The sequence below is a fragment of the Sphingobacterium detergens genome, from assembly GCF_003610355.1.
In the GTDB taxonomy this organism is placed as follows: domain Bacteria; phylum Bacteroidota; class Bacteroidia; order Sphingobacteriales; family Sphingobacteriaceae; genus Sphingobacterium; species Sphingobacterium detergens.
In genome coordinates this window covers 517,957-543,623 of record NZ_RAPY01000001.1, presented here as the reverse complement: position 1 = coordinate 543,623, position 25,667 = coordinate 517,957, and the positions used below count along the sequence as shown (strand labels likewise).

The following is a 25,667-nucleotide window of genomic DNA, read 5'->3' as shown; positions in this document are numbered from 1 at the left end:
GCTAATTTTAGATTAAGTCACAACTACTTCCAGCTTCCATCGGTGTCCGATAAACACCATTTTCGATGACTACAGGATGTACAAAGTGAGATTTGAGATGTGGAATATGTTCAAGAAACAGGGCTTCATGCCCAAGACTAATGTGATTAAACAACACCAGGTGCTGGTGCAGTTGTCCCATATCCCCTACATGCGGTACAACAGGGATACCATATTTACGACAGAGTAAACTGACCGCAATAAATTCGCTCACCCCCCCGACACGGACTGCATCTACCTGTACAAAACCTGCAGCCCCCAACTGGAGGTAGTTTTTGAATAAAATCCGGTTAGGGACATGTTCCCCCATAGCGACCTTTATAGGCGCAATGGCATCAGTCAGTATCTTATGTGCAACAATATCATCTGGATGTGTCGGTTCTTCCACCCAAAACGGATTCATTGCCTTGAGCTCCTGACATATTGCTAGCGCCTGCGGTAATGTCCATTGTTGATTGGCATCCAGCATGACTGTTGCCTGATCACCAGCAACCTCACGAACAATATGGGCCCGTCTGATGTCACGGAGCGGATCCGCACTCCCCACTTTTAGCTTCATGGCTGTAAAGCCGTTTGCAATAGCCCGTTTACAGTTTTCCCTAACCTGGTCGTCTGAATAGTTAAACCAGCCAACAGAGGTATCATAACCCGTATATCCCTTTTCGATGATGTTCATTCGTTCCTGACGGCCCTGTCTATTGGCAGCAATCAGCGCAATAGCCTCTTCCTTTGTCAGCTCATCCTCCAAATAGGAAAGATCCAGGGTATTGACAATTTCCTCTGGCGATAGATCAACCAATAATTTCCAGAGTGGAACAGACCGCGTTTTCGCCCATAAGTCAAAACATGCATTTGTCACCGACGCCAGTGCTAGGTGCACAATACCTTTGTGCGGTCCTAACCAACGAAACTGCTGCTCATTGCTCAGTGTATTGAAGATTGTGCCAAAGTTTGCCATCAGCTCTTCGATGGGTATTCCTTTGAGCCGCTCGGCATAAAATGCTGCCGCCTGACAGACCAGTTCATTTCCCGCACCTATGGTGAATGCCAAGCCAGTGCCCACACGTCCTTTATCATCTAACAAGCGGGTAACGGCATAAGAATATACAGGATCTTTATGGATAGCATCGCTACCTGCCCCGGTATTTAAGGGAAATCGGCGATCCTGGATATCGTACGTTGTAATCATACTACTATTAATTTTTATAATCTATGGATAGGTGTATTTCTGCTTTATAATTTTAATTTTTCTTTCAATTGGAGAAGCAACGCTACGTCTGTCTCTTTGATACGTCCTTCCCTATTGGGTCCAACATTTAGGATCAGTATATTATCCTGCGCGGTTGCTGTCCGGTAGATATCTTCCAGTTCTGCAAGGGTCTTGTACTTTTTGTCTGTTGTATTATAAAACCAGCGTTCGCCAAGTACAACTGTTGTCTCGAATGGCATGTAGTAGATATTCCCCTGTGCGGTAAAGAGTTTGGGATCAGGTGTACCTGGCAAATATGGATCACCTAAACGGAAGTCACTTGGGAAATAACGTATTGGGAATAAATTCTGTTGATCCTTGGGCTGCACAACGTGTTTATCCGCATTTTCAGGACTACCAATGGTCCAATTGATACCTACCTGACACTGAGGAGCCTTACTTTTGACCAAGGTATAGATTTCCTGTGCGGGCCATCTATAATTCTCCTTTTCCCAGCCGCCATCCAACCAAAGTTCGACGATGTCTGTATACTTCTTGGTCATATCAAGCAATTCCGTCAATTGATTGAGCATATAGGTATTATAGGCTCTATCCGCTTTTCTGTCATTTACATTCCCATTCTGTTTCCGGTCCCACAAGGAATAATAAAGTCCCAGACGGATGCCCTGCTTGCGGCATTCCTTTGCCAGCGCCTCCACAACATTCGTCTTGTTAGCTGAATTTGCCACATCGTAATTGGTATATTTACTATCCCATAAGCAAAAACCATCGTGATGCTTGCTTACCAATATGATATATTTCATTCCTGCAGCTTTCGCCGTAGATACCCATTGTTTTGCATCAATGGTTGTTGGCGCATAAGAACTGGTGGGTTTTGACCCGTCTGTCCACTCCTGATCGTGAAAGGTATTTATACCAAAATGGATAAACATCCCATATTTGCGATCGATCTGCTCTTGTTGGTATCGATTGGGTTTATCGGATGCTGTGGGTATAACAACTTTCGTCTGGGCGAATACCTTAGCTGCCAATAAGCATAAGGTTAAACTAAAAAACACCTGCTTTTTCATCTCTATAAATTTGTTTTTTCAATTGTGATGAAGCTATCAGCTTTATTCATCGAGTGTATGTTTTAAGTGGCATTCATGAGCTCGCTTTGCTCGGTTATCCACTTATTAGTGTGACTGAATAAATCATGATGGTTTCATAATTTTTTGTTTTAGGTTATTATTCGGATTTTGTTTCAGTTAGTTGGTATGAAATACCTCTTCCATATCCGACCAGACAGTTCCTTTTGCACGGGCATCCGGGAGTGGCATCTGGCAAGGATCCGTTTCCTTCCACCAACGTTGCGTTTCGGGATCAGCGGCCATCCGTTGCATATCGGCATTAAAATCCGCTCCGGTATACTCAAAATAGCTGAATAGATAATGCCGCCCATCGACCTCTTTCAGAAAAATAGAATAGTTCTGGATATGGCATTCCTTGATTTTCCGCAGCACCGACGGCCATGCATCCCCGTGAAGTTTTTTGTAATATTCCAATTTTTCGGCTTTTACACCTGTAATGGAAGCATAGCGTTTAACAGATTTAGGTTCCTGATCCCGTCCACAGCAAACCATTAAAATGGAGATCGCACACACGAGTGTAAAGGGTACAAATGGAACTAATTTTCTTAATATCATATTTAGGTATTCTTGTTATCAATACTCCTTTTTACATAAAGCTAAACTACTACTCTTAGGACAATAAAACTGTGCCTAGATTGCTCAATATTGACACTATATTAACGACATTTCGACTATCGTTTCGTATTTATGACAAAATAAGCTATATTTAACATCCATTAAACAACATGATAACCAGTAAATGAAACCCATCTTCACTAAAATATTGGAGGGATCCGAGATAGCGACATTTGCAACAAAAGAAGTTTGCCAACCTTTTTTTTCCACGGAATTCCATTTTCACAGTGCCTGTCAGATGACTTATATTGTCCAAAGTGAGGGTAAACGTATTATAGGGGACAGTATCGACAGTTTTTCGACCGATGAGCTGACTTTTGTGGGACCTGACCTACCCCATGTTTGGCACAATGACAGCTCGAATCAGGATTCAACAGATCTATCGCGCTCAATGGCACTTTATGTCGAACCTAAATTACTCTTAGAGGTATTGGGACAGCTTTTTAAAACACATAAAATAGAGGCTTTTCTGACTGCCTCCAAGCGGGGACTTCTATTTCGGGGAGAAACAAAGCAGCAGCTAAAACACAAACTGGAACAAATAGTTCATCTTGACTACGGTTTTAAAAAAACAATATTGCTGCTTGAAATCATCGAATTGTTGATTACAACCGATGAATATGAATATCTTTCCAGTCCAGGTTACACACACAATTACAGTTCGATGGACAATGAGAAAATCGACCGTATCTTTAAGTTTGTGTTCAACAACTTTACAAAAGAGATTCCGCTGGATCAGGTTGCGACGCTAGCGAATATGTCCAAACATTCGTTCTGTCGTTATTTTAAGTCCCGCACACAAAAAACCTTTGTCCAGTTTGTCAATGAAGTACGCATCAGTGAATCATGCCGGCTGATTACCGAAAATAAATTACAGATCACCAACATAGCCTTTGCCTGTGGTTTCAATAGCCTTTCGAATTTTAATAAAATTTTTAAATCCATTAAAGGTATTACCCCAAGTAGGTATAGATCACATATACAGCGTTAAAACAACCCTTTCTGAGGGCAAAAAAAAATCAACATGAACTGAACCAAGCTATTCAAAAGTGAGGTTGATCTTCGAAAAGCCCAGTCCTTGCAACAATGGTTTGAACACAGTCGTCGCATTTACTTTGGTCTGTTGTAGGATATCAGATTTCTTCACATCATCCGCTACAGCTTTTTCAGCAGTTTTATAAGCTTCATCAACCAATTCTGCCTCTCGCAGGAAGGCCATTTTGGTATCATATACCTTTGATGCTTCGTGGTCAATCTTAATGTAACAGATCTCCGGAGCCGGCAATTTAATGGAAACAGAGTCTCCTACCACCTTAATATCCTCCGGTGTCAGTTTTGTTAAATTCACACAGCCAACAGCATCCGCTTTGACAATGAGCAATACACTTGCCGTAGGCAAGAAGGTATTGATATTTTTATGTTCCACAACATCGCTATAGCGATATTTCACCAATTCCAATTTCCCCATAGCTTCAATGCGATCAACCAGAAGCTGATGCTTGCTTTCCACTCGCGGTCCGCTATTATATTTTTGATAGACAAACCAAGCTCCCACTGCCAAAATGGCTACGATAATTAAAAATTTCAAAAATTTTCCCATATATAGTATAATACAAATAATAGACCAAGGTCCAATTATGGCCATTTGAACCGAAAATGTTACGCGAATATTATCTTTTGTCGCCTTTCAATATGCTCCGATAAAAATATACCATTTGATAGACAATTGTTTAATCAAAAAGTTTAAAAAACATTTGGAAGATATGGGCTATAATACTACTTTTGTGACATCAAAATCACGGTAGGTATAGCTCAGTTGGTTAGAGCACTAGATTGTGGTTCTAGGGGTCGTCGGTTCGAGCCCGATTACTTACCCAAAAGGCAGATCGTTAAAATGATCTGCCTTTTTTGATTTTCAAAATGTCCGGTCTTCGAAACCTATTGAGACAATTTGGATGCTGTACGGGGACGGTGATATCAAATCATTTAATCCCTTAACAAGGTAATATCTTGAGCTGGTGCAGTTAAACTAAGGTTAGCAATTTCTGTATAAACAGATTCATCAACTTTGAAGCCCCATTTTCTAAAGAAATCTGAGAGATCCTTTTGTGTAATCTGACAGGCTGAAAGCATAAAGTAACGCATCTTTTCGGCATCGGTAGAAACAGTTGGTCGATTTTCACGTGTAGATCTGCTCAAATTAATATAGAGGTTATCGCCAAATGCCAACCATAACTGATGGAACATAATCATTTTTAAATCATTATCACCCGCATTAAAATTACGGTCTGCTATATTCTTTTGAAAGTAAGTATCCAATTTTGGCCAGGAATTATTTGCGGTAATACGGCTCACAGGAATACCAAATCCTCTTTCGCTGGCCAATGAATAGACATTGACTGTTGTTTCGGTGAGATTGCCCCAAGTCCAGGCCTTTTGTTGATAAGTGTGCCCCACTTCATGCCAGATTCCCCAGCCGTTTGTATTGGAGAGGTATTTAGGCTGTAACATTCTATACGATAAAGATTCTGTAAAATAAATAGAAATACCAGCTGCCATATACCCCCCAGCAGAAGAATCTCTAACCGTAATCAAATGTTTGTTATAGGGAATAGCATGTACGCCGCTGGCACCACTCAAGCCACTAATATAATTTGAAAAGCCGATGATAGAGTCCAGTCGGTCTACAATTAACTGCTGATCTTCGTTCTGATATAAAAGGGCTTCATCCATATTGGCGACCATAATCGTACGGTCAGAAGAGAACATGACATCCGGCGCGCTGTTTTTTAACGAGTCTAGTGTGACCAACCATTGTGCATGCGTTGTTTTTCCTTTCTGAAAATACGGAACAGGAATGAAGCCATCTCCAAAGGTCACTTCAATTTCTCCTGGAGTACTGTAATTGTTGGCGGTATAGATCACATACACCAAACCTCCATACTGATCGGCTGTGAAGGTCTGCGTTCCTGCCTGAAGATTAAAATACTGTCTAACAGGTCGAATATTATCTCGAAAAGGCGTACCAATTGCCAGACGGGCAACAGTAGTACCTGTATTGATTTTTACATTCAGCGTAATTGTGCTATTGGGAGCGACATAAAATCCCGTCGCCTGCATATCGTTGTGATTTGCTCTGAATTGTAGCCGATCCACCTCTGTGGATGCCGATGGTGTAATTTTGAAGATCTGTACGCTGTCTGCAATGGCCAGTGCTGGGGATTGTAGATCAGCAAGAACAGAAATCATCCGCCCAGCATCCTTTTTGCAGGATGAAAATACAGCAATACAACAGAGTGCAATAACATAAAAGATGTTCTTTCTCATTGGTTTTTAAATTAAGTTTATGAATTGTGTTAATTATTTTATTCGCAAGAATACCATCGCAGACTTTTATGTCCGTTACGTATTTTCATCATATTTTTAAATTTCTATAACAAGAAATTTCGTGGTTTAAAATCGGTAGCAATATAGGCGGAAAAGTTTTAGAAAATTTCATCAAACGATTGCGTAATTACCGAAAACGGTATAGTGTATAACAAACACTATAATGCAAAAACATGAAAGCTATTATAATTAAATATAAATTATTTTAATTTCTATAAATTATTTGTGAAAAATTTAGAAAAGCTAGCCTATAGGTATTGATGCTGAGTGGGATTAAATAAATTCCAGAAAGACAATTTCGGATAATCCATAGCGAAGGAAACTGCCCCTATAGTAATAACAAAAAAAGGGAGCCTTGGCTCCCTTTTTAACAATTAAACGAATGATCTATAGTTCAATAAATAGCTCTTCGTGCGGTCTGCGTACCCGATCTAATTTTGACCACCAGTCATTCTCATCGTCACGATGTCCCAAAGCCATCATCACTGTACTTCTTAATCCCTGCGACTTTAGATCCAGCAGTTCATCCAAAGCATTATTGTCAAAGCCCTCCATTGGGGTTGCATCAATTTTAAGATCGGCAGCTGCCAATAATCCAAAGCCTAGCGCAATATAAGATTGGCGCGAAGCATCGATAAATTGCTCTTCTTTCGTTTTCTTATCCAGTAAACTCAAAAGGTTCAATCTATAAGCGTCAGTTGCTGTTGAAGGAAGGTTGCGGACCTGATTACTATATTCAAAAAAACCATCTACCCGATCCACGGAAATAGCATCCCATGCTGCGAAAACAAGAATATGGGAGGCTTGTAAAATCTGAGGTTGTCCCCAGGCTATTGGCGTCAATTTCGCTCTGATGTCTTGATTACTGACAACAAATACCTTGAATGGCTGAAGACCAGAACTTGTTGGCGCTAAACGAATGGCCTCAAGGATCTGATCCAATTTTTCTTTCTCAATTGTTTCTCCGTTAAAACTTTTGGTTGCAGATCTCCAATTAAGGGCTTCTTTTAATGACATAACTTTTATCTTTTAATCGTCTTAAAATTCCAATTAACGTAATTCTTTCATTGAAATAGAATCACCTAATTCTTTTTGATGCAACAAAGTTAAAGGTTATTAAGTATCAAATTGCTACTTGTTACCTAGAGGAAACTAGTTACTTCGGAGTAACCAAGTATTGAATAAAACATTTTATACCTTTGTTTTTTATTGCATTATGAAAAAAGAAAAGATTGAAATTGCGCCAGAATGCAACGAACATATTCGTGGTGTCAGGGATACCATGTCTCTATTGGATGGAAAATGGAAAACCTTGATCATTAGTCATCTTTATTATGTCGGTAAAATGCGGTTCATGGATCTCAAAAGACAAGTGGAGGGCGTGGCGTCAAAAACGCTTTCAAAAGAACTAAAAGACCTTGAACTGAACAGGCTTATCACTAGAACACAAAATAATACCATGCCTGTATCGGTTGATTATGAACTGACTGAATTTGGAAAAAGCCTCCATCAGATTATTGATACCATGGGCGCATGGGGAATAAGGTATAGGGAAGAGATCTTAAAATAGCCTGGATCCCGTCGCGCAATAAATCATTTAGCTTCATCCCCTTTTGCTCCGTCACAGAACAAGCTTTGATTGAATCCGCACTATGTCAATAGACACTTCTCTCGTGTATAACATAGACCTATACTGCTTTTGCTTATTCTAAGAGACCATATATCCTTGCCTTGTTAATTGCAATAACAATATTACCGGTTTCAAATTTTTGTAGTAGTGTTGCCCGATGTGTTTTCACGGTAAGCGGACTAATAAATAATTCTTCTGCAATCTGGGCTGATTTTTTTCCTTTCGCAATTAAATTTAAAATCTGCCGCTCCCGTTTGGTCAATTCCGGTATCTCAGCAGGCTCATTTAAAGCCTTCAAATCAAATAAGGAATTAACCTCCCTACTCAATACAATTTCACCGGCTAATGCTCTTTTGATACAGGATAGAATATCAGCTGGCTCCGCTGTCTTCAACAAATAACCGTTGGCACCACTCTGCAACATCTGCTGGATAATGCTACGTTCACTAAGATTGCTTATAGCCAGGACAATGATCTGTGGTTGTTTTTGTTTTAATTCTCTACAGAGCTGTATGCCATTACCATCGGGCAAAGTAATATCCAACAGAACAATATCTGCTGTTTCCTCCTCCATAAATACCTGAAAATCCAAGGCCGATGTAAACCAGTTCTTCAGTACCAATTGCTCTCCATTATTCACGACATTTTTAAAGCCCTCAATAACGACGGGATGGTCATCCACAATGACAACACTTACCAGCTTTTGATCATTATTCAACATACAGTTCAATATATATATTTGTTCCTTCAACTGACGATTCAACCTCTATTTTTCCATTCAATAGATCAACTCGGTTATGGATATTCTTTAGCCCCTGTCCAGTGTCTGTCTGGGCAGCTGTCGGAAACCCCTTACCATTATCCTCAACGGTAATGAAAAACATTCCGCTCGACTGGCTGCACTGCACAATGATTCGTGAGGCTCCTGCATGCTTTAAGACATTGTAAATAAGCTCCTGGACAATACGGTAGATCATCAGCTGTACCTGTGCCGAAAAATACGGCTGTATATCAAATGCCCTAAAACTTATTGTTACCATAGGTAGGGCAGCTTCTGTACAGAGGTCTTTCAATGCGGCTTCAAGTCCAGATCGCACTAAGGATTCAGGCATCAGATTTCGCGCGATCCGTCGAAGCTCTTTAACGGAATATCCTAATCGGTCAACAGTTTGTTTCAAGTCCGCTTCCCCCAGACTTGCCTGTTGTTCGATCATCTGGGCAAGATTGAGTTTAATCCCCGCTAGCATACCGCCTAACCCATCATGTAAATCCCTCGCCAAGCGACTGCGCTCCCGCTCTTCTCCATCCAACAATGCTTTCCCCAATTCAATTTGTTGCTGCTGTCGCAACTGTTGAATCGTCCTCCTTCTCCAGCTTTGATACCAAAAATAAACAACGATCAACGCAATAACTGCAATACTGACAACGAGCCAAATAATAGTGCGCTGCCTTTCTGCTTTTTCCTGCGCAACCAATAATTCCTTTTCTTTTTGGTCATAATTATATTTTGCTTCCAGACCAGCAATCTGTAGTTTCGTCTGTTGTGCATACACTTCTTCGGAGAGTACTCTATGTTTTAGCATCCACTCATACGCTCCTCTGTAATTACCCAGATTGGAATCTATCGTGGCTAGATCTTCAAAAAGCTGTTTTTTGTCTGTGTTCAATTCCACAAATCCCTGCTGGTACATGGTCAACAAAACCTGTTTCGCTGCCGACCAGTTGCGCTGTCCTTCAAAAAGCTTGGCCTTTTGATAACGTAAAAGACGAATTTCCTGACGTGCTCCTAATTTTTCCGCAACCTGTAGTCCTTTTTCTATTGTCTGAAGAGCATCTTTCCATAATTTGCGCTTGATGAAATACATACTTTCAATTGCATGGAAATTGGGCGCATACAAACTTGTCGGATTATCTTTCAGCAGTTCGCTAGCCAGCTGCAGATTTCTCCCAGCTTCACCCACCCTATTCTGCAACAGATAAATTTTTGCGAGATGGCAATAAATATCGATCTGTCTGAGATCATTCGGGGCCAAGTCTTCTGAAAAGGGCAGCCGATTTATTAAGATAGAGTATGGCTTTTTCATACTGCCCAAAATTCATAAAGGGTAAGGAAACATTGGTGTATCCATCCGCCATACGTAGACTGTCTCCCCCCTTACCTGCAAGCGGAATGGCCTTTTCTAAAAATAGCCTAATATAGGTTGTATTGTCCCCATTCATCTGTGCCAGAACTGCTTTATTCGCCCAGGCACGACTTTGGTAGATCACAGATTCTGCTGTAGCGATTGGCGCAAGGTAATAAATGGCGCTATCAAACGATTTTACCGCTTTGTTGCGTGAAAATTCCATATAGACACGCCCCAGGTAGAAATACCCAAGTCCTTCATAAAACGGACTTCCTTTGGCATATGAGAGCCCCTTTCGAACAAAAGAAACAGCCTTTGCCGTATCCTGGTTAACCAGATCATCGCCCATTTGATAGTAAATTTCGACCTTTTTCGCCATAGTTTGGACTTTATTGAGACGATGCGTCAGGCTGTCAACCAAAGCCTGCTGTGCGCAAACAGTAACTGAAGCGCAACAGATAAAAAGCATCACTATAGATCTTACAAAGTCCATTATGTAATATTACTAAATTATCGGGAAGAGCCATTTAAAATACTGAAAATTACTCCATTGGGAGTATTGCGTCCCAAACAGATAAAACTGAAATTTGATAGGAGAACGATATTCAACGCCGATACAATAGCAATAAGCTCCACCGGACTTTCATCGTTTTCAATACTTAAATAAATCTCACATGAAAAATTCTAAAATAACATTTTGTCTGATTACACTGTTTACGATTTTTTTATCCAATCTTGAGGCTATCGCACAAATCGGTAATCCGGGAATAATGTATCAGGGAGCGTTCAATAACGCAATGTTTTTAACGACAAAAAGTTCGATTGAGCGAGGAATGAAAGGTAATACCAATAATAAAGTTATCGGTAAAAAGGAACCTCACACTAAAAATCTTGCTGTTAATCTAAATTTCACCTCTTCTACAAAAATTCAGGACAAGGTCTTGAATATGGTTGCGTCTATGGCTGCAAACGGAAACAGGGATAAAATAAAAACGACAACAGAGGTCATAAAGAATGCTAATTTTCTGGGAGAGTTTAACAAACTACTGAAACCCTACGGCTTTAGCAGCCATAATCTGGCGGATGTATTCACCGCATTTATTGCACTATCCTGGCAGGCTGTCAACAATGGTGATGTCGCAAAGTATCCCCAAGGGATTCAGAATCTAAGAAAGCAGATGAATGACGTTATGAGCAATAATCCGGCAGTCTCAGCTTTCAACAATGATCAGAAACAGGAAATTGCTGAAATTCTATCCTATATGGCGATTATCTTTACCTACGCTCGCCAAGAGCAATTAAAGACCAACAATTCAGCGAATTGGGAAACAACACGTGAAAACATACGACAAGGTGCCATTAAGGTTTCTGGAATCGATCTCCAAAAATACACCTTCAATAATGATGGGCTTATCGAGAAATAGTAGCTGTTACTCTTTATACTTCAACGCCCTATACTTGCTGGGAGTCATACCAGTGACTAACTTCACAAAACGTGTCAGTGCTGAAGCCGACGTAAAACCATATTTGGCACAAAGGGCTTTCATGCGTATTTCCGTTGTTGTCAAATCTTTCTTAATGTGCTCTACGATATAATTTCGCAAAAATTTTGTAGGAGATAAACCCAATACATCTGCGAACATTCGCTCTAACTCCAATTTTGAAATATTGAGCTCAGACAGATAAAAATCCAATCGCTTTTGTTGTTGAAGATGCTGCTCAATGAGTGTTTTAAATGCAAGGATTGTCTCCTCCTCTTTTTTACTACCTAAATATCTCCCTTCGATCATCATAGTTATAAATTTGATTGTAATCTCGTCTATAAGTTACCGTTCAGAGGAACTCAATAGATTTTTCGTTGGCAATAAAGTTAGTATTCACTGTGCGTTTACATGTAGGACGAAAACTGTAATTAAAAGAACAAAAACGGGAACTTATAGCACAATTGGTGACTACTTGTTACCTTACTCAAATCCGGTACATCCTCCCTGGAATTATTCAACTCATATCGGAGGTAATCTCATCAGCTGTATCCGCCACAACGATGCGTGAAATCAGGCGGGAATATCTGCAATTGACTTAGGTGATAAGAAAGATAAATAAGCGGTAAAATCCTTCCGTTTATAAAAACAAAAACGGCAAATCAATACAATGATCTGCCGTTTTGAAGAACCTTCGAAAGATTTCAGTTGAATCTACTCCAATTTGGTCAGGATCTTCGATTACAGTTTGTAGGAAACCGTTGCCACAAAATTTCTTTTTTGCTGTGGATTAACGGACCAATAACCGATATAGTATTGTTTATTATTGATATTGTTCATATTAAAGTTTACGCGGAATTTATGAAAAGAATAAAAAATACTGCCGTTTAAAAGCGCATAACTCGGAAGTTCAAATACACCCGTCACACTATTGTCTATTACCTTATATTTTCCACCATAGTTACCTCCAATTCCAAAACCAAGATTCCGCAGGTTCCCATGTTGAATCTGATAACTTCCCCAAAGGTTGGCTAAAGTACCTGGCCCTTGTCCTCCGGGAGCGCGTCCTTTTTCATTATAGAAATCATTTCCATTTCCGGCAATTATCTGGATATCATTATAGCTAAATCCAGCTTTTACCGAAACTCCTTGGTAAGGAAGTGCTTCAATATCAAAATCAAAGCCCTTACTTTCTACCTTCCCGCCTTGTACAGATCCGGTTGGTGTACTGTACACCCTATTTGCAACAGTAATGTCGTACAATGCTAATGTAGTCCATAGTCTATCTTTGATCAGGTTCGCTTTGGTACCAAATTCCCATTGATTGGCTCGCTCGGGCTTAAATGACTTTACGCCTATTTTTACATTATTGCCGTCATAGGTTATGTTCGGAGCAATGTTATAGAAAGCGTTCATATAATTAGCAAATACAGAGACTCTATCTTTTACGATCTGGTAGACGATACCGAATTTTGGAGATAGTGCCCATTGGCTATAATCATCGTCTTTATTGGAAACATCACCTTTTGAGTCAAAATAATCTGCCCGCAAGCTCAGCATAACGGAGAGTTTATCCGTAAGATCCACTAGATCGGAACCATACACGCTAAATGAACTATTTTTTATATGGGAGGGATCTCCGGCTTTTGTCCCCGCCAGCAACTTATCTATGGCATCCTTGGTCAATGGAACAGGATCTAATACTGTTCCGTCTTTAAGCAATGGTCCTTTTATTTCCCCCTGGGGGCTTACCCTACGTCCTAGTCCCCAGCCAGACCCATTTTCCTTGACATCCCTCGAGAAATAGTCAACACCAACCAAAAGTCTGTTTCTTAAACCGGCCAATTTAAAATCACCATTGAAGTTTTGCTGCAGATCATAAGTCCTTGTCTTTTGATTTTCATTATGAAAATATTGGTCAAAAAAATTGCCCTGATTACCCCATATATAGGTGTATATCCCATTCGACTTCACCTTTCCGTATGAAACAACGGTCTGCGAATTCCAGTTCTCATTGATTTTATAAAGCACTTCGCCCTGGATATTGGTCCGTGGGTTTTTGATCGTCAGTTCATTGCTTGTAAAGGAAAGCTTGGGGTCAAGGTTTAGTTCGTCTATATTTTTAAATGTAAGTGGTGCTACCCTATCGGAATGGAAAAAAACGGGAGCAACAGCCCTTTTCATATCAAGCAATTCGGTCATCAGATTAACGGTCAACCTGTCATTTACCTGATAGGTCAACGATGGTGCAAAATAAAAGGATTTTTTAAATCCGGCATCCTGAAAACTGTGTTCATGATGATAGGCTGAATTGATCCTGAGTGCCAGGGTTTTACTTTTATTCAGGACGCCATTGAGATCAACTGTCGCCCGATGCAGCTTATTGCTACCGTAGTTGTAGGAAACTTCACCACCATTTTCAAAATATGGTCTTTTCATAATCGTATTGATTACTCCACCATACCCATAAAAACTGGCACCGAATAAAGTCCCAGAGGGTCCTTTCAGGACTTGAATCTCCTCTATTCCGGCCGGATCCAGGATACCGCTGGACAAACCAGGAAGTCCATTGACAAGATTACTTTGTGCTTCAAAACCCCGTAAGGAAAAATATGCGCCGCCATCCCCAGCTCTACCTGTAGATTCCCATGTCCGGCTGAGCCCCGAGACATTGCGGATCAGGGCATCATCAAAACTTGTGATTGCCTGTTGTTTTAATAGCTCATGTGAAACGGTGCTATAGACCTGCGGGTTCTCTATATTGTTCAATGGCATCTTGGCTACAGCGCTGGTTGTTCGGTTGACTTTGAAAGCAGATACCAGCACCTCCTGCAGTTGTGCGTAGTTCTCATTTAAAGCAAAATCCAGGATAACAGGTTTGTTATTTTCAACAGTTACTTCCTTTTCAATTGGATTTAGTCCAGTGAAACTGGCCACAATCTGGTAACTCCCAGGTTTCAATCGGTCAAATTTGAAGTTCCCGCTTTTATCCGTCCGGGTCTGTCGATTAATTCCTTTGATGGTCAAATTGACCGACTCCGCCGGATTACCATCAATTGTCGTTATTTTACCAAAGATACTCGCTGTCTGCGCATTGGCGACTCCTGTAAGCGAAAACATCGCTACTGCAATAGGTATAGATCTGATTCCCATAAAAAAAATTATGGAGCCGAATATAGCACATCCAACCGTATAAATAAAATTAATTAGACTAATTATAAATAATAATACATTTTACTATTGACTATTAGGTTAAATAATAGAAATAAAATGACTGTTGAGTAATCAAAAAACTGGTAAATCGACGCTCAAGTTTTTGAATAGAACCAGTACTTTGATAAAATAATTATCCCAAAAAGTATAAATTGCCGATTGGTCTTTTGTAACGGTTTTCCTCCCTTTGACAGATCTCCTTGTTGATCATCATGAAATTGCATACTAATCGTTTTATTATAAATACGATTTACAAATGGAGCAAATCGGCCATGATTAGCAGTATCTATTTGAAGCTACTTTGATAGCTCTGCCCTACCCATTTGGAGCCATTTGAGGCCACTCCGACATGTTAACTATATTTAAACAATAAATAGTTTTGATTAATACAAATCACTGAAAACAGATAAATTTATTTCTCAATACAACAAAGCAGTTCCCCAGTACAGATATAGTACGTCTCCAGTACAGATAAAGCACAGATAAAGTACTAATTTGTTACAAAACGATGTGTGCCTTTATGGTACTATTAGGGTACATAAAGGTTGATTTCAGCTGGTTAATGGTAGACTTGTATTTTTGTCCACTTTTTAACCTATAGATAAACAAAAACGGTATCAGTGAGCTTATATATACGTGTATCACTCTTACTTAGTGCCGCTTTTTCTAATAATTTATCTGGTATGGCATAGTCAACATAAGATTGTCGGGGGAAATAAGCAGAACTGCATAAAAATAGGGGTGCCCGATTTTTTTGGACACCCCCCAGTAAAATATGTGACAAATAATTTTTACTGTGTAACGGCATGTATTAGAACTTATAGGCTAGGTTCAACCTAAATCCCTGCGGATTGACTGCCCGCCATCCATAGTGCGTATATCTCCAGGCTCCGGGATAGAAACCGACGTAATTATAACGGTTGGTCACATTGTTGACCAGTAGTGCAATGTGATAGTTGTTTTTTTGATAGGACGCCCCCAAGTCGATGGAAAACAAGTCATCAGGAAGGTACTTATGGTCTTGGACAACTGGCCAAGTGGCACGCTTCGCCTGATATTCATAACCCGCAGAAAATCCGAGGCCTTCTAAATTCCCTTCGGCAATGGTATACTTTATCCAGGCATTGCTAATATGACGGGCAGTACCATACAACATTCCGCCAATCTTTTTTGGATCCTTATCTTTTGTCACTTTGGCATCGGTATAGGCATAATTGAATACTACATTCCAGTTTTTGTTGATAACCCCATTGACGTCTAACTCAATACCTTTAGATGTTGCTTCGCCCGATTGTTCAAATCTTCCGGGATTGTCAACTCCAGCCGCAGTGAGCATATTGGTCTTTGTCAAATGGTAAGCAGTCAAATTGGTCATCAATTTATTCTGAAACCAGGTTTTCTTCAGCCCAATCTCTTTATTTCGCCCGTAGGATGGATCTGCAGCCCCCCCATCCAGCAACAGTCCCACTTGCTCCTGAAATGTTTCATCATACAACGCATAAAGGGTAAAAGTAGGTGTCAACAACCCCGTCACACTAAACCGCGGTGTAAATGCTTCATTTTTAACTTCATTACCATTATTGGCAATAGATACCTTCTTTGTTGCAGTATACCGTAGACCAGCAGCGACCCTAAGTTTGTCCTGCAAAAAACGAACTTCATCCTGAATATGGACAGAACTGTATGAGTAATCCGATAGATAATTGGCACCACGTTCCCGTAATGATTTGGAACGGTCATATACTGGCAACATATCCTTGGTCAAATTGCCATAAACCGGATTATAGATATTAAAGATCACCTCTCCACGGGCATTGACCGGCAGCTTTTTGCTTGGATCAACAATGCTACCTGCAACAGACCAATCCGCTACATAGAACTTCTTTCCCATATCTAAACCAGCCAGAATATTGTGGTTGACCTCTCCAGTTTTGAATTTTCCCCGTGTAAATACCTGTCCTACGGTCGAAGTATTCAAGGCATCATTAATACTGACGTTGCGTGTTACATCGCCCTTTTTAACACCGTCAGCACCATCTTTTAAAGCAATTGCATTATAATTTGCATACAGCGAGGCTCCCTCCATTTCGGACCTTACATAACCGAACTGTGCTGTCAAGAGCCAATCCTCGTTAAAGTTATGGTTGATTGTCCCGTAGATATTGTGCTCCCAGGATTTGGTCGGATCCATAATCGGATCGCTAAATGAAAAGTTCTTTTTCACCTCCTTAAAACCGTCTATACCATAGGCATATTTTGAAAATCCACCTTCAAAATTATTCTGTGAGAGAATATATTCGAATATTACGTTTGTATTTTCGCTGGCATTATACTTAAACGATGGGTTCAAAACGAATTGTTCGTGACCGACATTTTGCTGAAAATTTCCCTTCTTGGTTCCCATGACGTTAAACCGTCCTAAAAACTTCCCGTCACTACTCAACCGCTGGTCAATATCAACCGCAGCGCGCAATAGATTGTAACTCCCCAGGGTCATTTGTGCTGTTCGTTGATTATTTCCCGATGGTTTTTTGGTCACAATATTATAGAAACCACCAGGCTGTGTATTACCCATCATAAAACCTGCTGGGCCCTTCACAAATTCTACGCGCTCCACGAAAGCCATATCTTCACGTAGTGGCCCGAAACTACCACTTACGTCCATCCCATTACGGAGATTCGACGCTTGAAATCCACGTACGGCAATCCCTACACTCCCCTCCTCCTGATGTGTGATCGTCCGTACACCACTTACGTTCCGCGACAGACCTTCAGCCGTCGTTAATATCATTTGATCATTGAGTAGACGCTGGTCTATAACCTGAATATTTTGCGGTGTGACCAAAAGATTTTCGCCCAGACGTAAAGTCGAAGATGGTATTGTTGTTCTATTGGCAACAACGTTGGCGGTCGACAGCACATAGGATTTTGTACTATCCACCTTTGTGGAGTCGACAGCCAGTTTTATTCTATTCTTCTCTTTTTCCGTCCTACCGCTCTGAGCCAGTACCACAGTGGGCAAAACCAAGATGCTCCAGAGAATACTTTTCTTTAACATACGCTATTTAGAATTAATATAATTAAATTTACATCGCAAAAGTAGAGCACATTTGGGCAATCAAATTTCGAATTCGGGAGAAAAACATTAGAATATGGGAGCAATTAAAACAAATCGGGAACTGATGGACGAAGTATTATGCTTTTATGATCAGGACGAAGATGACCAGACGGTAAAACATCTGGAAACTCCTTTAGGAAATTTTACCACAACTTATATCTATGACAGTCCGGAATTTATCATTAGGGATTATGCTTATACTTACACACGGGACATTACATTAACATATAGAACTTCAACAAAAAACTATATTCAGATTGCCTTTTTTCTGAATCAGCATGTGCTAAAGGATAGCATTAACAATAAGCAAAATAGCTATCTACCGCAGCACAATTATATCTATTTCACACCATCCGAAGCGGATGTGGAGATATTTTTCAGGAAAGACATTGCCTATCGTAATTTCGATATTTATGTGGAATCCGACTATTTTCATCAGTTTGTTGCCGAAATGCAGCTGGTGGACTCATTTATCGCCCAGGTCGACAAGAATAATTTTGTTCGTTTGGTTGAAGAAGGTGTTCCCCTCAGTCCACAGATGCTTCATATCCTCCAAGAGATGAAATCCTGTCGCAAAACAGGCATTCAGCGACAGTACTTTATGAAAGGCAGAACAATGATCCTCCTGCAATTGCTATTTGAATGGATTGATCAAGAAAAAAAACAAAGCAATATGAATGGTACTTATGGGGTGACTGATGCCAATATATTCTATACGATTCAAAATTTTATTGTAAAGAATACCGGAGAATTTTATACCATCGAGCAACTGGCTATCAAATTTGGCGTCAATGAATACAAATTGAAAAAGGGATTCAAGGAAATATTCGGTATGGGGCTCTTCCAATTTGCAACTAAAGTACATATTCAGGAAGCAATCTCCCTCTTGAAAACAACTGATCTATCCATTAAAGAGATTGCCTTCAGAACAGGGTACTCATCGCCCTCGTCCTTTTCCGTCGCATTCAAAAAGCAATGTGGCATAGCGCCCAATCAGATTCGAAAGAAATCGGATACTGTGCATGAAGAAAAAGCGTCTTTTAAAAGGTCTGATAATTGATTCAGACGACTTTTGTTCTATTACTTCAATTTAATAACAGCAATAATAGTTTATGAAAATTGCCAGAATCCGGGTATTATCCGACCTGTGGAACTGTGCTTATAAAGGTAGAGAGATCCATATGCAAAAACATATTCCGAAAGCTCTAAGTATCCTTCTTCTTCAATTTGCAGAAAAAAAGTATATCCATCCTTCTCAAGTTGCTCATAGTAAAATTTACTAGACTGAATCAACCGCGGTAATCCACCAGCTTTTAAAAACAGAAAATCACCAATCTGCTTATCAACGTATTCACTAATCGAGTATTTACCGAGTTGGAACAAACAAGAATCACCATTGGTACCCTCTTCCGAATAGGCATGTTCGATTACCTGAATAGCAACTGAAGGGTAAATGTTATTATCAATTAACGTATCAAAATCTCCATGTATTAAAATAGACATCATGGTATCATTTTTTTCAGGATGGATTAAAGTGGCATAGAATTTATATTCCTTGGGTACCGATTGTTCTATCGTTAATGGTGGGTTCCCTCCAATTCGTCCTCGGAGCAGGGCATTATACGGAACACATTGCGCAAATATTTCATTCATCATACAGGAATTTACCTCGAATATACGCTATATTCATCATACAATTATTTGTATTATCTATAGAGTGGGCTATTTCCGCTTTTGTCAGCTTAACAATTATTCTTAGAAAGCGCTATTTTCCCAGTTTTTTATGGTAAATCTGCTATAGCCTTTCGTATTCCTGATCGCTAATTTTTCCAAAAGCTATACAGAAACTCAATCTTGTCAATCCGGATGCTGAGAAAGATTCGATAAAATAAAAATTACGGCAATCTGCTATTCTTCTATCACCGGTTTATTGTTTTCACAACGTACGTTTTTGTGAGAAGCAAGTAAATTTTCACATTTTACATAGTTGGGATCTAATTTAGCCAGTCTACGAGATAAGGCTTTATGTTGACGATAGATAGCATTAAAATCCTTTCTGCTTTCGCTATTTGCATCATTTTGAAATAGCACATATTTCAATTTGCAGTCTTTAGCTATTGGTAGCGCATACCAATTACTCGGGTTATGACAGATTGGATTAGCATAGAAAGTTTCTAATGCCCTTATATTCGTATTCAATTTTTCTCTCGTTTGCTCAAAATTGAAATCCGATGCCAACAGTACTTTTGGAAAACCATCAATACAACCGATGCCAAAATGAGGTTCGGATTCGACTAACATATCAAATATTGGCCGTTCATCTATTTTTCTAGCGGCCTCCAGCAACGATATATATTCTGATTTTAGTTTATTGTAGGCATTTTTTATCTCATTACCTACAGGGAAGTATTTGTAAACGCTATTGTAACCGCCATTATACCCTCCAATAACACTATCAATTTGCAAACTGCTAAGATCGTTACAAGATGATGTCTTGACCAACTTTTCTATTTCAACGAGTTTCGTATCGGCTTTTTTATAGAGCTCTTCGTAGGACTGATTATCTTTTTTACAAGCTACGCAAAGAACTATCAGGGAAAATAGTCGGATTAATTTCATAATTATCAGGTTTACTATATAATGTGTTATTTACATAATACGTAAAACATACCCTCCTTGCTACAAAAAATAAAAAAACTGACATAACGGTATTATAGAACCGCCCAATCCACTTAATCCTCTTCCAAATAAATATTGTGGACGACAAACTTAACATTCTTACTGAATAATAGCATATCATCGACATCCTCCGAATCTATCGCATAAAGTGTATCGACTTCTCCCCCATCCAAAAGCTCCGAATCAGGTATTAGCTCAAAAAAGGTAATCCCTTCGATGGTAGACAATTCTTCTACCTTAATATAGGACACATCTTGGTTTTTCCAGATTGATAGAATCTCCTTGGAAAATAATTGATAGGTATTTGCTTGCATTGACATGTGTGCAAATTAGCAAAAAATTAGTTCATTACACTTTTATTATAAGGTTTCTAAAATCTTACTTACTTTTTCATTTTTAGGATTGATTTCGAGTAGCTTTATATAGTTTTGCTTTGCTTTGCCTCTTTGACCCGCTTTCAGATAAGCTTCTGCTAGACTATCGTATACATTTTCGCTCTTTGGGTATAAAATCGTATTGACCCTAAAAATATCGATCGCTTGGGTCAATTTCTTTTGAGAAAGGAGCTCATAACCTGTGCCGTTCAGAAAACCTTCTGAAAGCAACCTATGCCCACTATCCTCTTGTTTTGCCCGTTGATAAGCTTTTAATCCCTGTTCAAAATGACCTCCTAAAATCAGCTCTAGCGGAATAATATCGCCTGCATTAAGTTTTGGATTTCTGGCATGGATTGTTTTATCACGCAAAACCTGAACAAGCTCCTGCTTACCTGTAGCTTTATCTTTTACAAAGGCCATTTTAAAATCCCAGTCATGCATTGCGAATGTGTCTACCCCAACTTTAATCAGTTCAACGGGCGCATCCAGATTCTGAATAGCCATCAGTTTACCATTTTCCTTATAGACTTTGATTATTCCATATTTATCAGCACGATAACGTCCGATATAGGAACTCAGCTCTTGTGCGGTTGATGGTAAAATTTTATTAGCTGGAGCAATGTAATTGGGCCATTGATAGGTTAAAGCGACAGCGCGAACGAGTTCGTTGATAAATAAGGGCTTGTTGGTATTTGTTAGTACGACAACCCCGTCACCACTGGTCTTGCTTCCTATAAAATAAGAACTAAAACCTTCATTCCAGCCACCATGGCAAAAGTAAACCGCTCCAGCATAGTTTTCAATAAACAGCCCTAGACCGATAAAGGATTCAATGAAAGGGCTGGTAAACTCTTCCGCTGTCTTTTTGGAAATAACTGTATTGCTTTTGCCTGTCAATGTATGTTGAATATCGATCACAAACTTGGCGTAATCTTCAGCTGTAGACCACAATCCTGCTGCAGCCTGCTCCGGATAAACATGATATCGTCCTTCAACAGGCTTTCCATCTGCAGAATAGGCTGTAGCGGCAAGCTTTGCTTGTGCGGCTGGAAGTGGTTGCGCAAAAGTGCTATTCTGCATTCCCAATGGCAGCAGCACTCTCTCATTCATAATGCTTGTGTAATCTTTCCCTTCGATATCCATAAGCATCTGTTGCATCACGGTATATCCACCTCCTGAATAGCGAAAATTTGCTCCCGGAAGTTTATCGACAAACACCGCAGGGGTGTTGGCGGGTTTTCCGCCGTTCAATACCTCCACGGCCGTGGGAATAGGATCTGTTACCTTATATCCTGGAAATCCACTTACTGTGAAACCAGCAGTATGACTGACGATATGCTTGAGGGTGACTTTTTTCGTGTTGGTCCATTCGTTATCTAGAACTTTCCATGACGTTAAAAATGAATTCACATCCGTATCTGTGGCTAATTTGCCAAGTTCTACCTCCTTTAACGCAGCGTAAGCACTGACAGGCTTGCTCATCGAAGCGACCTGAAACAATGTCTTAGCGGTGACTGGAACCTTGGATTCAAGATCTACAACTCCGTAGCTCTTACTCCAGATGACCTTAGACTCTTTGATAACAGCTATACTCACACCGGGAATATTATAAAATTTCATGCGTGAGGCAATATCCCAAGATCGCTCCCCCACAAAGCGGACAGGTGGTATCAGCCCTGATTCAACACTGGAAATTTCTTTTTGGAGCTGATTTTCGGTTTGCGCACAAGCTGTTGAGACCATTAGTCCGAAAATAAGGGCAATAGGTAAAGATTTTATGATCTTCATAATATGTTAAGTTTTAGACTCCGAGTAATATAATTCATGTCGCTTTTTTCGATTTTTGTGACAAAAAAGGCGATGGCTTCCGCGTCATCTTTTACACAATTTTCTCGATTAACTGCCTTATCAACTCGCTTGCCAAAACAGTATACCACTGTTAAACAACACACTAAAACATATTGATAATCATAAATTGATCATAATCGGACACCAAATGTTCAGAATCGAACGATATAACAATGTCCCCTAGCTATAGCTCCCTTTCTATAATATATGTTTTGGATATCGTATGAAATCACTTTTAAAGTAGGTTAATTTATGTATCAATCATTACATTATAAACCCAAACTTAACTATTATAATGTTTTGTTTTATTTAACCCAATCATTTGTTCGACCAATAACTTCAGCACCGATCTCTCGGCGATCAGGTTGAAACTCCAGATATCATCTGTAATAAACACATAATGACCGGAAAAACTAAAGATGTAATCCCCTCCTTCTATTCCTATTGACCAGTTTTCCTTTTTTAGATCAGGAAAAGTCCTTAATACCTGCCAGCAATATTCCTTTATTTCGCTTTCACTCCAAGTAGCGTCTAAGCTATCCATCAAGCCCTCAGCTGTACTAAGCCCGTACATTTCTAACATTTCCGCAACGGTATTTCCCATGATTGACTGATTATCCTAACTGTCTCTAAATATACTGGAATGTCCGACACGCCTCTTTCTTTCACTAAAATAATGAAAATAATGCTTTTACAGTAACATCTTACGTTTTTCAATTTCTCCGAATTTTAAAATGCAAACTCCTTAAAATATCCACTAAAAAGCAAGAGCGTCAACGACACTAAAACAATGAGGAATATACCTTGTCTATAACTTGTTATTTTTCCTCGTTGTTTGAATTGATAAGTTTCATAGACAAAAAGGACCAAACTTGTTACCAGTAAGATAAGCAAAAGACGAAAAAACAGTATTGCAGCATCCATATAACCAAATTCTTCCCGTTCGCTTACATAATCGCTTATTGTATTGATCAGAATTACGATCAGAGTAAGTATAACTATTCTTGGAATGATATATCTCATAACAGTATAAAGATAAATGTACTCACTGTTACTAACAATGGTATTTTGGTATCCTGACAGATCAACTTTATTTTTATGCCATCGAAGCCAAGAGTCAACAAACGAATATTATCCAACAGCTTTTAACTCGGTTTAAATTTTAAATGGGCTTTAAATGTTTTTAAAAATTTAATATATATTTATGTATCTAAAACGAATACATGTTAGAAAATTTCGCATTCTATCTCTTTTTGGTTCTGTTGATTACCATGCTTATTATGCTGGCAAAAAAAATTCGGGTGGCATACCCTGTTTTGCTTGTGTTGGCAGGACTTTTAATAAGTTTTATCCCAGGCGTACCACCTATAAAAGTAGAACCTGAATTAATATTTATTATTTTTTTACCACCATTATTGTACGAAGCCGCTTGGTCAACCTCCTGGAAGGAACTCTGGCGATGGCGCAGGATTATTTTCAGTTTTGCTTTCGTCGTTGTGTTTTTCACCGCATTATCGGTTGCGGTTTTTGCAAACTATTTTATCCCGGGATTCTCTTTAGCCTTGGGATTTTTATTGGGCGGAATTGTTTCTCCTCCTGATGCAGTAAGCGCAGGTGCAATTTTAAAATTTGTAAAAGTACCAAAAAGACTGGCTTCAATTCTCGAAGGCGAGAGCTTACTGAATGACGCTTCTTCACTGATTATTTTCCGATTTGCTATGATTGCTGCTGCAACGGGGCAATTTGTATGGTATGAGGCAGCAGGAAGCTTTATCTGGATGTGCATCGGTGGCGTAGGTATCGGACTTACACTTGCGTATATTTTCTTGAAAATGCACAAAATCCTACCAACCGATCCAAATACAGATATATTGCTGACTTTCATTGCGCCGTTCTCCATGTATCTGGCGGCAGAGGAACTTCATGCCTCCGGTGTTTTGGCCGTGGTAAGTGGTGGTTTGTTTCTCTCCTACCGTAGTCACGATTTTTTGAGTAGCGCATCCAGAATACGCACGGTAACAGTCTGGGAAAGTTTTTGCTTTTTGCTAAACGGGATTGTGTTTATGCTTATTGGTCTGGATCTGCCCGAAATAGTGAACGGTTTAGGGGATACTGATATTTACACCGCAATTGGTTATGGGGTTGCAGTTACTGCAGTACTGGTTATTGTGCGAATTTTAGCAGGTTATGCGGCAGTCATTACCACTTTAGTGATGCGGAACTTTATCACTGTTGCAGATGCGCAGTCTCCCGGCTGGAAAACGCCCATGATCATTGGTTGGACTGGAATGCGGGGCGTAGTCTCCTTGGCTGCGGCACTTTCAATTCCCCTAACGTTAGAGAATGGGGCTCCTTTCCCACAAAGAAATCTGATCCTTTTTATCACATTTGTCGCTATTCTGTTAACACTGCTTGTACAGGGACTTACGCTTCCTTTTTTATTAAAGAAATTTCCGCCAATAGATCGAGATTTTGTGCGGACAGAAAAGGAAATCGATTACGAAATCCAAAACAAACTTGCTCAGGTGGCTGTAGAGAAAATTCGTAAAGATTACGCGGACAAAGTAGACAGCTTTCCAACATTAAAAGATCAATTGCAGAAATATGAAAACCAATTGACCAGTTCGGAAATCATCATTAACTACGCTGAATACCGAAAAATCTATATCGACATCCTTGAAACTCAAAGAATGTGGTTGATCAATAAGAATCGTGAAGAGCTTTTGTTGGACGAAGAAATCATCAGAAAACATCTTCGCATACTCGATCTTCAGGAGGAAAGAATGAATATGAAAAGCTAATCTTACTTTTGAA

Annotated in this window: 23 protein-coding genes and 1 tRNA gene; 6 read left to right on the top strand and 18 right to left on the bottom strand. The window is 39.6% G+C overall.

From position 1 onward, the window contains the following. Positions 1 to 7 precede the first annotated feature (7 nt). From DFQ12_RS02345 to DFQ12_RS02335, 3 genes are all read right to left on the bottom strand, one after another. Positions 8 to 1,228 (bottom strand): enolase C-terminal domain-like protein, encoded by a 1,221-nt coding sequence (locus DFQ12_RS02345; protein WP_120257422.1) that lies wholly within the window; start codon positions 1,226 to 1,228, stop codon positions 8 to 10. Positions 1,229 to 1,272: 44 nt separating this feature from the next. Beyond that, positions 1,273 to 2,319 carry an alpha-L-fucosidase gene (locus tag DFQ12_RS02340; protein ID WP_120257421.1) on the bottom strand — a complete coding sequence of 349 codons (1,047 nt, stop codon included), beginning with the start codon at positions 2,317 to 2,319 and terminating at the stop codon, positions 1,273 to 1,275. 177 nt (positions 2,320 to 2,496) lie between these two features. Beyond that, complete coding sequence (locus DFQ12_RS02335) at positions 2,497 to 2,934, bottom strand: L-rhamnose mutarotase (RefSeq protein ID WP_244211659.1); 438 nt, start codon at positions 2,932 to 2,934, stop codon at positions 2,497 to 2,499. 184 nt (positions 2,935 to 3,118) lie between these two features. Here DFQ12_RS02335 and DFQ12_RS02330 point away from each other — a divergent pair, with 184 nt between their 5' ends. After that, positions 3,119 to 3,985: an AraC family transcriptional regulator gene (locus DFQ12_RS02330; RefSeq protein WP_120257419.1), complete on the top strand. Its 867-nt coding sequence runs from the start codon at positions 3,119 to 3,121 to the stop codon at positions 3,983 to 3,985. Between the two features lie 48 nt (positions 3,986 to 4,033). Here the strand turns inward: DFQ12_RS02330 and DFQ12_RS02325 are convergent, their stop codons facing one another. Next, entirely contained in the window at positions 4,034 to 4,594 is a 561-nt protein-coding gene (locus DFQ12_RS02325) for a DUF4230 domain-containing protein (RefSeq protein ID WP_120257418.1), read from the bottom strand. Positions 4,595 to 4,795: 201 nt separating this feature from the next. On the opposite strand from DFQ12_RS02325, the gene DFQ12_RS02320 reads away from it, so the two are divergent. Continuing rightward, positions 4,796 to 4,869, top strand: a tRNA-His gene (locus DFQ12_RS02320). Between the two features lie 111 nt (positions 4,870 to 4,980). Here the strand turns inward: DFQ12_RS02320 and DFQ12_RS02315 are convergent. Together DFQ12_RS02315 and DFQ12_RS02310 are read right to left on the bottom strand one after the other, a co-directional pair. Then, positions 4,981 to 6,321: a M60 family metallopeptidase gene (locus DFQ12_RS02315; RefSeq protein ID WP_120257417.1), complete on the bottom strand. Its 1,341-nt coding sequence runs from the start codon at positions 6,319 to 6,321 to the stop codon at positions 4,981 to 4,983. Positions 6,322 to 6,768: 447 nt separating this feature from the next. Continuing rightward, a complete protein-coding gene (locus DFQ12_RS02310; protein WP_120257416.1) occupies positions 6,769 to 7,398 on the bottom strand; it encodes an NAD(P)H-dependent oxidoreductase in 630 nt (209 codons plus the stop codon). A 199-nt stretch (positions 7,399 to 7,597) separates the two neighbouring features. Between DFQ12_RS02310 and DFQ12_RS02305 the strand changes: the two genes are divergently transcribed. Then, a complete protein-coding gene (locus DFQ12_RS02305; RefSeq protein ID WP_120257415.1) occupies positions 7,598 to 7,951 on the top strand; it encodes a winged helix-turn-helix transcriptional regulator in 354 nt (117 codons plus the stop codon). A gap of 133 nt (positions 7,952 to 8,084) precedes the next feature. On the opposite strand, the gene DFQ12_RS02300 is transcribed toward DFQ12_RS02305, so the two are convergent. The 3 genes from DFQ12_RS02300 to DFQ12_RS02290 are packed head-to-tail and all read right to left on the bottom strand — an operon-like array spanning position 8,085 to position 10,630. Then, positions 8,085 to 8,732 carry a response regulator gene (locus DFQ12_RS02300; protein WP_120257414.1) on the bottom strand — a complete coding sequence of 216 codons (648 nt, stop codon included), beginning with the start codon at positions 8,730 to 8,732 and terminating at the stop codon, positions 8,085 to 8,087. Next, positions 8,722 to 10,095, bottom strand: a complete 1,374-nt coding sequence (locus DFQ12_RS02295) for a sensor histidine kinase (protein WP_120257413.1) — start codon at positions 10,093 to 10,095, stop codon at positions 8,722 to 8,724. Before DFQ12_RS02295 ends, DFQ12_RS02300 begins: the two co-directional genes overlap by 11 nt. After that, positions 10,031 to 10,630, bottom strand: a complete 600-nt coding sequence (locus tag DFQ12_RS02290) for a hypothetical protein (RefSeq protein ID WP_147420312.1) — start codon at positions 10,628 to 10,630, stop codon at positions 10,031 to 10,033. Before DFQ12_RS02290 ends, DFQ12_RS02295 begins: the two co-directional genes overlap by 65 nt. Positions 10,631 to 10,811: 181 nt before the next feature. On the opposite strand from DFQ12_RS02290, the gene DFQ12_RS02285 reads away from it, so the two are divergent. Next, positions 10,812 to 11,561 (top strand): DUF6683 family protein, encoded by a 750-nt coding sequence (locus tag DFQ12_RS02285; protein WP_120257411.1) that lies wholly within the window; start codon positions 10,812 to 10,814, stop codon positions 11,559 to 11,561. 6 nt (positions 11,562 to 11,567) lie between these two features. Here DFQ12_RS02285 and DFQ12_RS02280 read toward each other — a convergent pair whose 3' ends face one another. From DFQ12_RS02280 to DFQ12_RS02270, 3 genes are all read right to left on the bottom strand, one after another. After that, entirely contained in the window at positions 11,568 to 11,930 is a 363-nt protein-coding gene (locus DFQ12_RS02280) for a helix-turn-helix domain-containing protein (protein ID WP_120257410.1), read from the bottom strand. A 429-nt stretch (positions 11,931 to 12,359) separates the two neighbouring features. Beyond that, positions 12,360 to 14,771 carry a TonB-dependent receptor gene (locus DFQ12_RS02275; protein ID WP_120257409.1) on the bottom strand — a complete coding sequence of 804 codons (2,412 nt, stop codon included), beginning with the start codon at positions 14,769 to 14,771 and terminating at the stop codon, positions 12,360 to 12,362. A gap of 871 nt (positions 14,772 to 15,642) precedes the next feature. Then, positions 15,643 to 17,889 (bottom strand): TonB-dependent siderophore receptor, encoded by a 2,247-nt coding sequence (locus tag DFQ12_RS02270; protein ID WP_120257408.1) that lies wholly within the window; start codon positions 17,887 to 17,889, stop codon positions 15,643 to 15,645. Positions 17,890 to 17,983: 94 nt separating this feature from the next. On the opposite strand from DFQ12_RS02270, the gene DFQ12_RS02265 reads away from it, so the two are divergent. Continuing rightward, positions 17,984 to 19,009, top strand: a complete 1,026-nt coding sequence (locus DFQ12_RS02265) for a helix-turn-helix domain-containing protein (protein ID WP_120257407.1) — start codon at positions 17,984 to 17,986, stop codon at positions 19,007 to 19,009. Positions 19,010 to 19,059: 50 nt separating this feature from the next. Here DFQ12_RS02265 and DFQ12_RS02260 read toward each other — a convergent pair whose 3' ends face one another. The 6 genes from DFQ12_RS02260 to DFQ12_RS02235 all read right to left on the bottom strand — a co-directional run bounded on the left by DFQ12_RS02260 (position 19,060) and on the right by DFQ12_RS02235 (position 23,876). Then, complete coding sequence (locus tag DFQ12_RS02260) at positions 19,060 to 19,605, bottom strand: hypothetical protein (RefSeq protein ID WP_244211658.1); 546 nt, start codon at positions 19,603 to 19,605, stop codon at positions 19,060 to 19,062. A gap of 252 nt (positions 19,606 to 19,857) precedes the next feature. Then, positions 19,858 to 20,568 (bottom strand): hypothetical protein, encoded by a 711-nt coding sequence (locus tag DFQ12_RS02255; protein ID WP_120257405.1) that lies wholly within the window; start codon positions 20,566 to 20,568, stop codon positions 19,858 to 19,860. Between the two features lie 113 nt (positions 20,569 to 20,681). After that, the gene (locus tag DFQ12_RS02250) at positions 20,682 to 20,948 is read right to left on the bottom strand and encodes a hypothetical protein (protein ID WP_120257404.1); all 267 of its coding nucleotides are present in this window, start codon (positions 20,946 to 20,948) and stop codon (positions 20,682 to 20,684) included. 39 nt (positions 20,949 to 20,987) lie between these two features. After that, complete coding sequence (locus DFQ12_RS02245; protein ID WP_120257403.1) at positions 20,988 to 22,793, bottom strand: serine hydrolase domain-containing protein; 1,806 nt, start codon at positions 22,791 to 22,793, stop codon at positions 20,988 to 20,990. Between the two features lie 343 nt (positions 22,794 to 23,136). Continuing rightward, positions 23,137 to 23,457: a hypothetical protein gene (locus tag DFQ12_RS02240; RefSeq protein ID WP_120257402.1), complete on the bottom strand. Its 321-nt coding sequence runs from the start codon at positions 23,455 to 23,457 to the stop codon at positions 23,137 to 23,139. 125 nt (positions 23,458 to 23,582) lie between these two features. Then, complete coding sequence (locus DFQ12_RS02235; RefSeq protein WP_120257401.1) at positions 23,583 to 23,876, bottom strand: hypothetical protein; 294 nt, start codon at positions 23,874 to 23,876, stop codon at positions 23,583 to 23,585. Positions 23,877 to 24,076: 200 nt separating this feature from the next. Here DFQ12_RS02235 and DFQ12_RS02230 point away from each other — a divergent pair, with 200 nt between their 5' ends. After that, the gene (locus DFQ12_RS02230) at positions 24,077 to 25,654 is read left to right on the top strand and encodes a Na+/H+ antiporter (protein ID WP_120257400.1); all 1,578 of its coding nucleotides are present in this window, start codon (positions 24,077 to 24,079) and stop codon (positions 25,652 to 25,654) included. The last annotated feature ends 13 nt before the right edge of the window (positions 25,655 to 25,667 follow it).

Excerpts from the sequence above, each read along its gene's own strand:
- DFQ12_RS02345 (WP_120257422.1), bottom strand. The coding sequence starts at position 1,228 with ATGATTACAACGTACGATATCCAGGATCGCCGATTTCCCTTAAATACC.
- DFQ12_RS02340 (WP_120257421.1), bottom strand. The coding sequence starts at position 2,319 with ATGAAAAAGCAGGTGTTTTTTAGTTTAACCTTATGCTTATTGGCAGCT.
- DFQ12_RS02335 (WP_244211659.1), bottom strand. The coding sequence starts at position 2,934 with ATGATATTAAGAAAATTAGTTCCATTTGTACCCTTTACACTCGTGTGT.
- DFQ12_RS02330 (WP_120257419.1), top strand. The coding sequence starts at position 3,119 with ATGAAACCCATCTTCACTAAAATATTGGAGGGATCCGAGATAGCGACA.
- DFQ12_RS02325 (WP_120257418.1), bottom strand. The coding sequence starts at position 4,594 with ATGGGAAAATTTTTGAAATTTTTAATTATCGTAGCCATTTTGGCAGTG.
- DFQ12_RS02315 (WP_120257417.1), bottom strand. The coding sequence starts at position 6,321 with ATGAGAAAGAACATCTTTTATGTTATTGCACTCTGTTGTATTGCTGTA.
- DFQ12_RS02310 (WP_120257416.1), bottom strand. The coding sequence starts at position 7,398 with ATGTCATTAAAAGAAGCCCTTAATTGGAGATCTGCAACCAAAAGTTTT.
- DFQ12_RS02305 (WP_120257415.1), top strand. The coding sequence starts at position 7,598 with ATGAAAAAAGAAAAGATTGAAATTGCGCCAGAATGCAACGAACATATT.
- DFQ12_RS02300 (WP_120257414.1), bottom strand. The coding sequence starts at position 8,732 with ATGTTGAATAATGATCAAAAGCTGGTAAGTGTTGTCATTGTGGATGAC.
- DFQ12_RS02295 (WP_120257413.1), bottom strand. The coding sequence starts at position 10,095 with ATGAAAAAGCCATACTCTATCTTAATAAATCGGCTGCCCTTTTCAGAA.
- DFQ12_RS02290 (WP_147420312.1), bottom strand. The coding sequence starts at position 10,630 with ATGGACTTTGTAAGATCTATAGTGATGCTTTTTATCTGTTGCGCTTCA.
- DFQ12_RS02285 (WP_120257411.1), top strand. The coding sequence starts at position 10,812 with ATGAAAAATTCTAAAATAACATTTTGTCTGATTACACTGTTTACGATT.
- DFQ12_RS02280 (WP_120257410.1), bottom strand. The coding sequence starts at position 11,930 with ATGATGATCGAAGGGAGATATTTAGGTAGTAAAAAAGAGGAGGAGACA.
- DFQ12_RS02275 (WP_120257409.1), bottom strand. The coding sequence starts at position 14,771 with ATGGGAATCAGATCTATACCTATTGCAGTAGCGATGTTTTCGCTTACA.
- DFQ12_RS02270 (WP_120257408.1), bottom strand. The coding sequence starts at position 17,889 with ATGTTAAAGAAAAGTATTCTCTGGAGCATCTTGGTTTTGCCCACTGTG.
- DFQ12_RS02265 (WP_120257407.1), top strand. The coding sequence starts at position 17,984 with ATGGGAGCAATTAAAACAAATCGGGAACTGATGGACGAAGTATTATGC.
- DFQ12_RS02260 (WP_244211658.1), bottom strand. The coding sequence starts at position 19,605 with ATGATGAATGAAATATTTGCGCAATGTGTTCCGTATAATGCCCTGCTC.
- DFQ12_RS02255 (WP_120257405.1), bottom strand. The coding sequence starts at position 20,568 with ATGAAATTAATCCGACTATTTTCCCTGATAGTTCTTTGCGTAGCTTGT.
- DFQ12_RS02250 (WP_120257404.1), bottom strand. The coding sequence starts at position 20,948 with ATGTCAATGCAAGCAAATACCTATCAATTATTTTCCAAGGAGATTCTA.
- DFQ12_RS02245 (WP_120257403.1), bottom strand. The coding sequence starts at position 22,793 with ATGAAGATCATAAAATCTTTACCTATTGCCCTTATTTTCGGACTAATG.
- DFQ12_RS02240 (WP_120257402.1), bottom strand. The coding sequence starts at position 23,457 with ATGGGAAATACCGTTGCGGAAATGTTAGAAATGTACGGGCTTAGTACA.
- DFQ12_RS02235 (WP_120257401.1), bottom strand. The coding sequence starts at position 23,876 with ATGAGATATATCATTCCAAGAATAGTTATACTTACTCTGATCGTAATT.
- DFQ12_RS02230 (WP_120257400.1), top strand. The coding sequence starts at position 24,077 with ATGTTAGAAAATTTCGCATTCTATCTCTTTTTGGTTCTGTTGATTACC.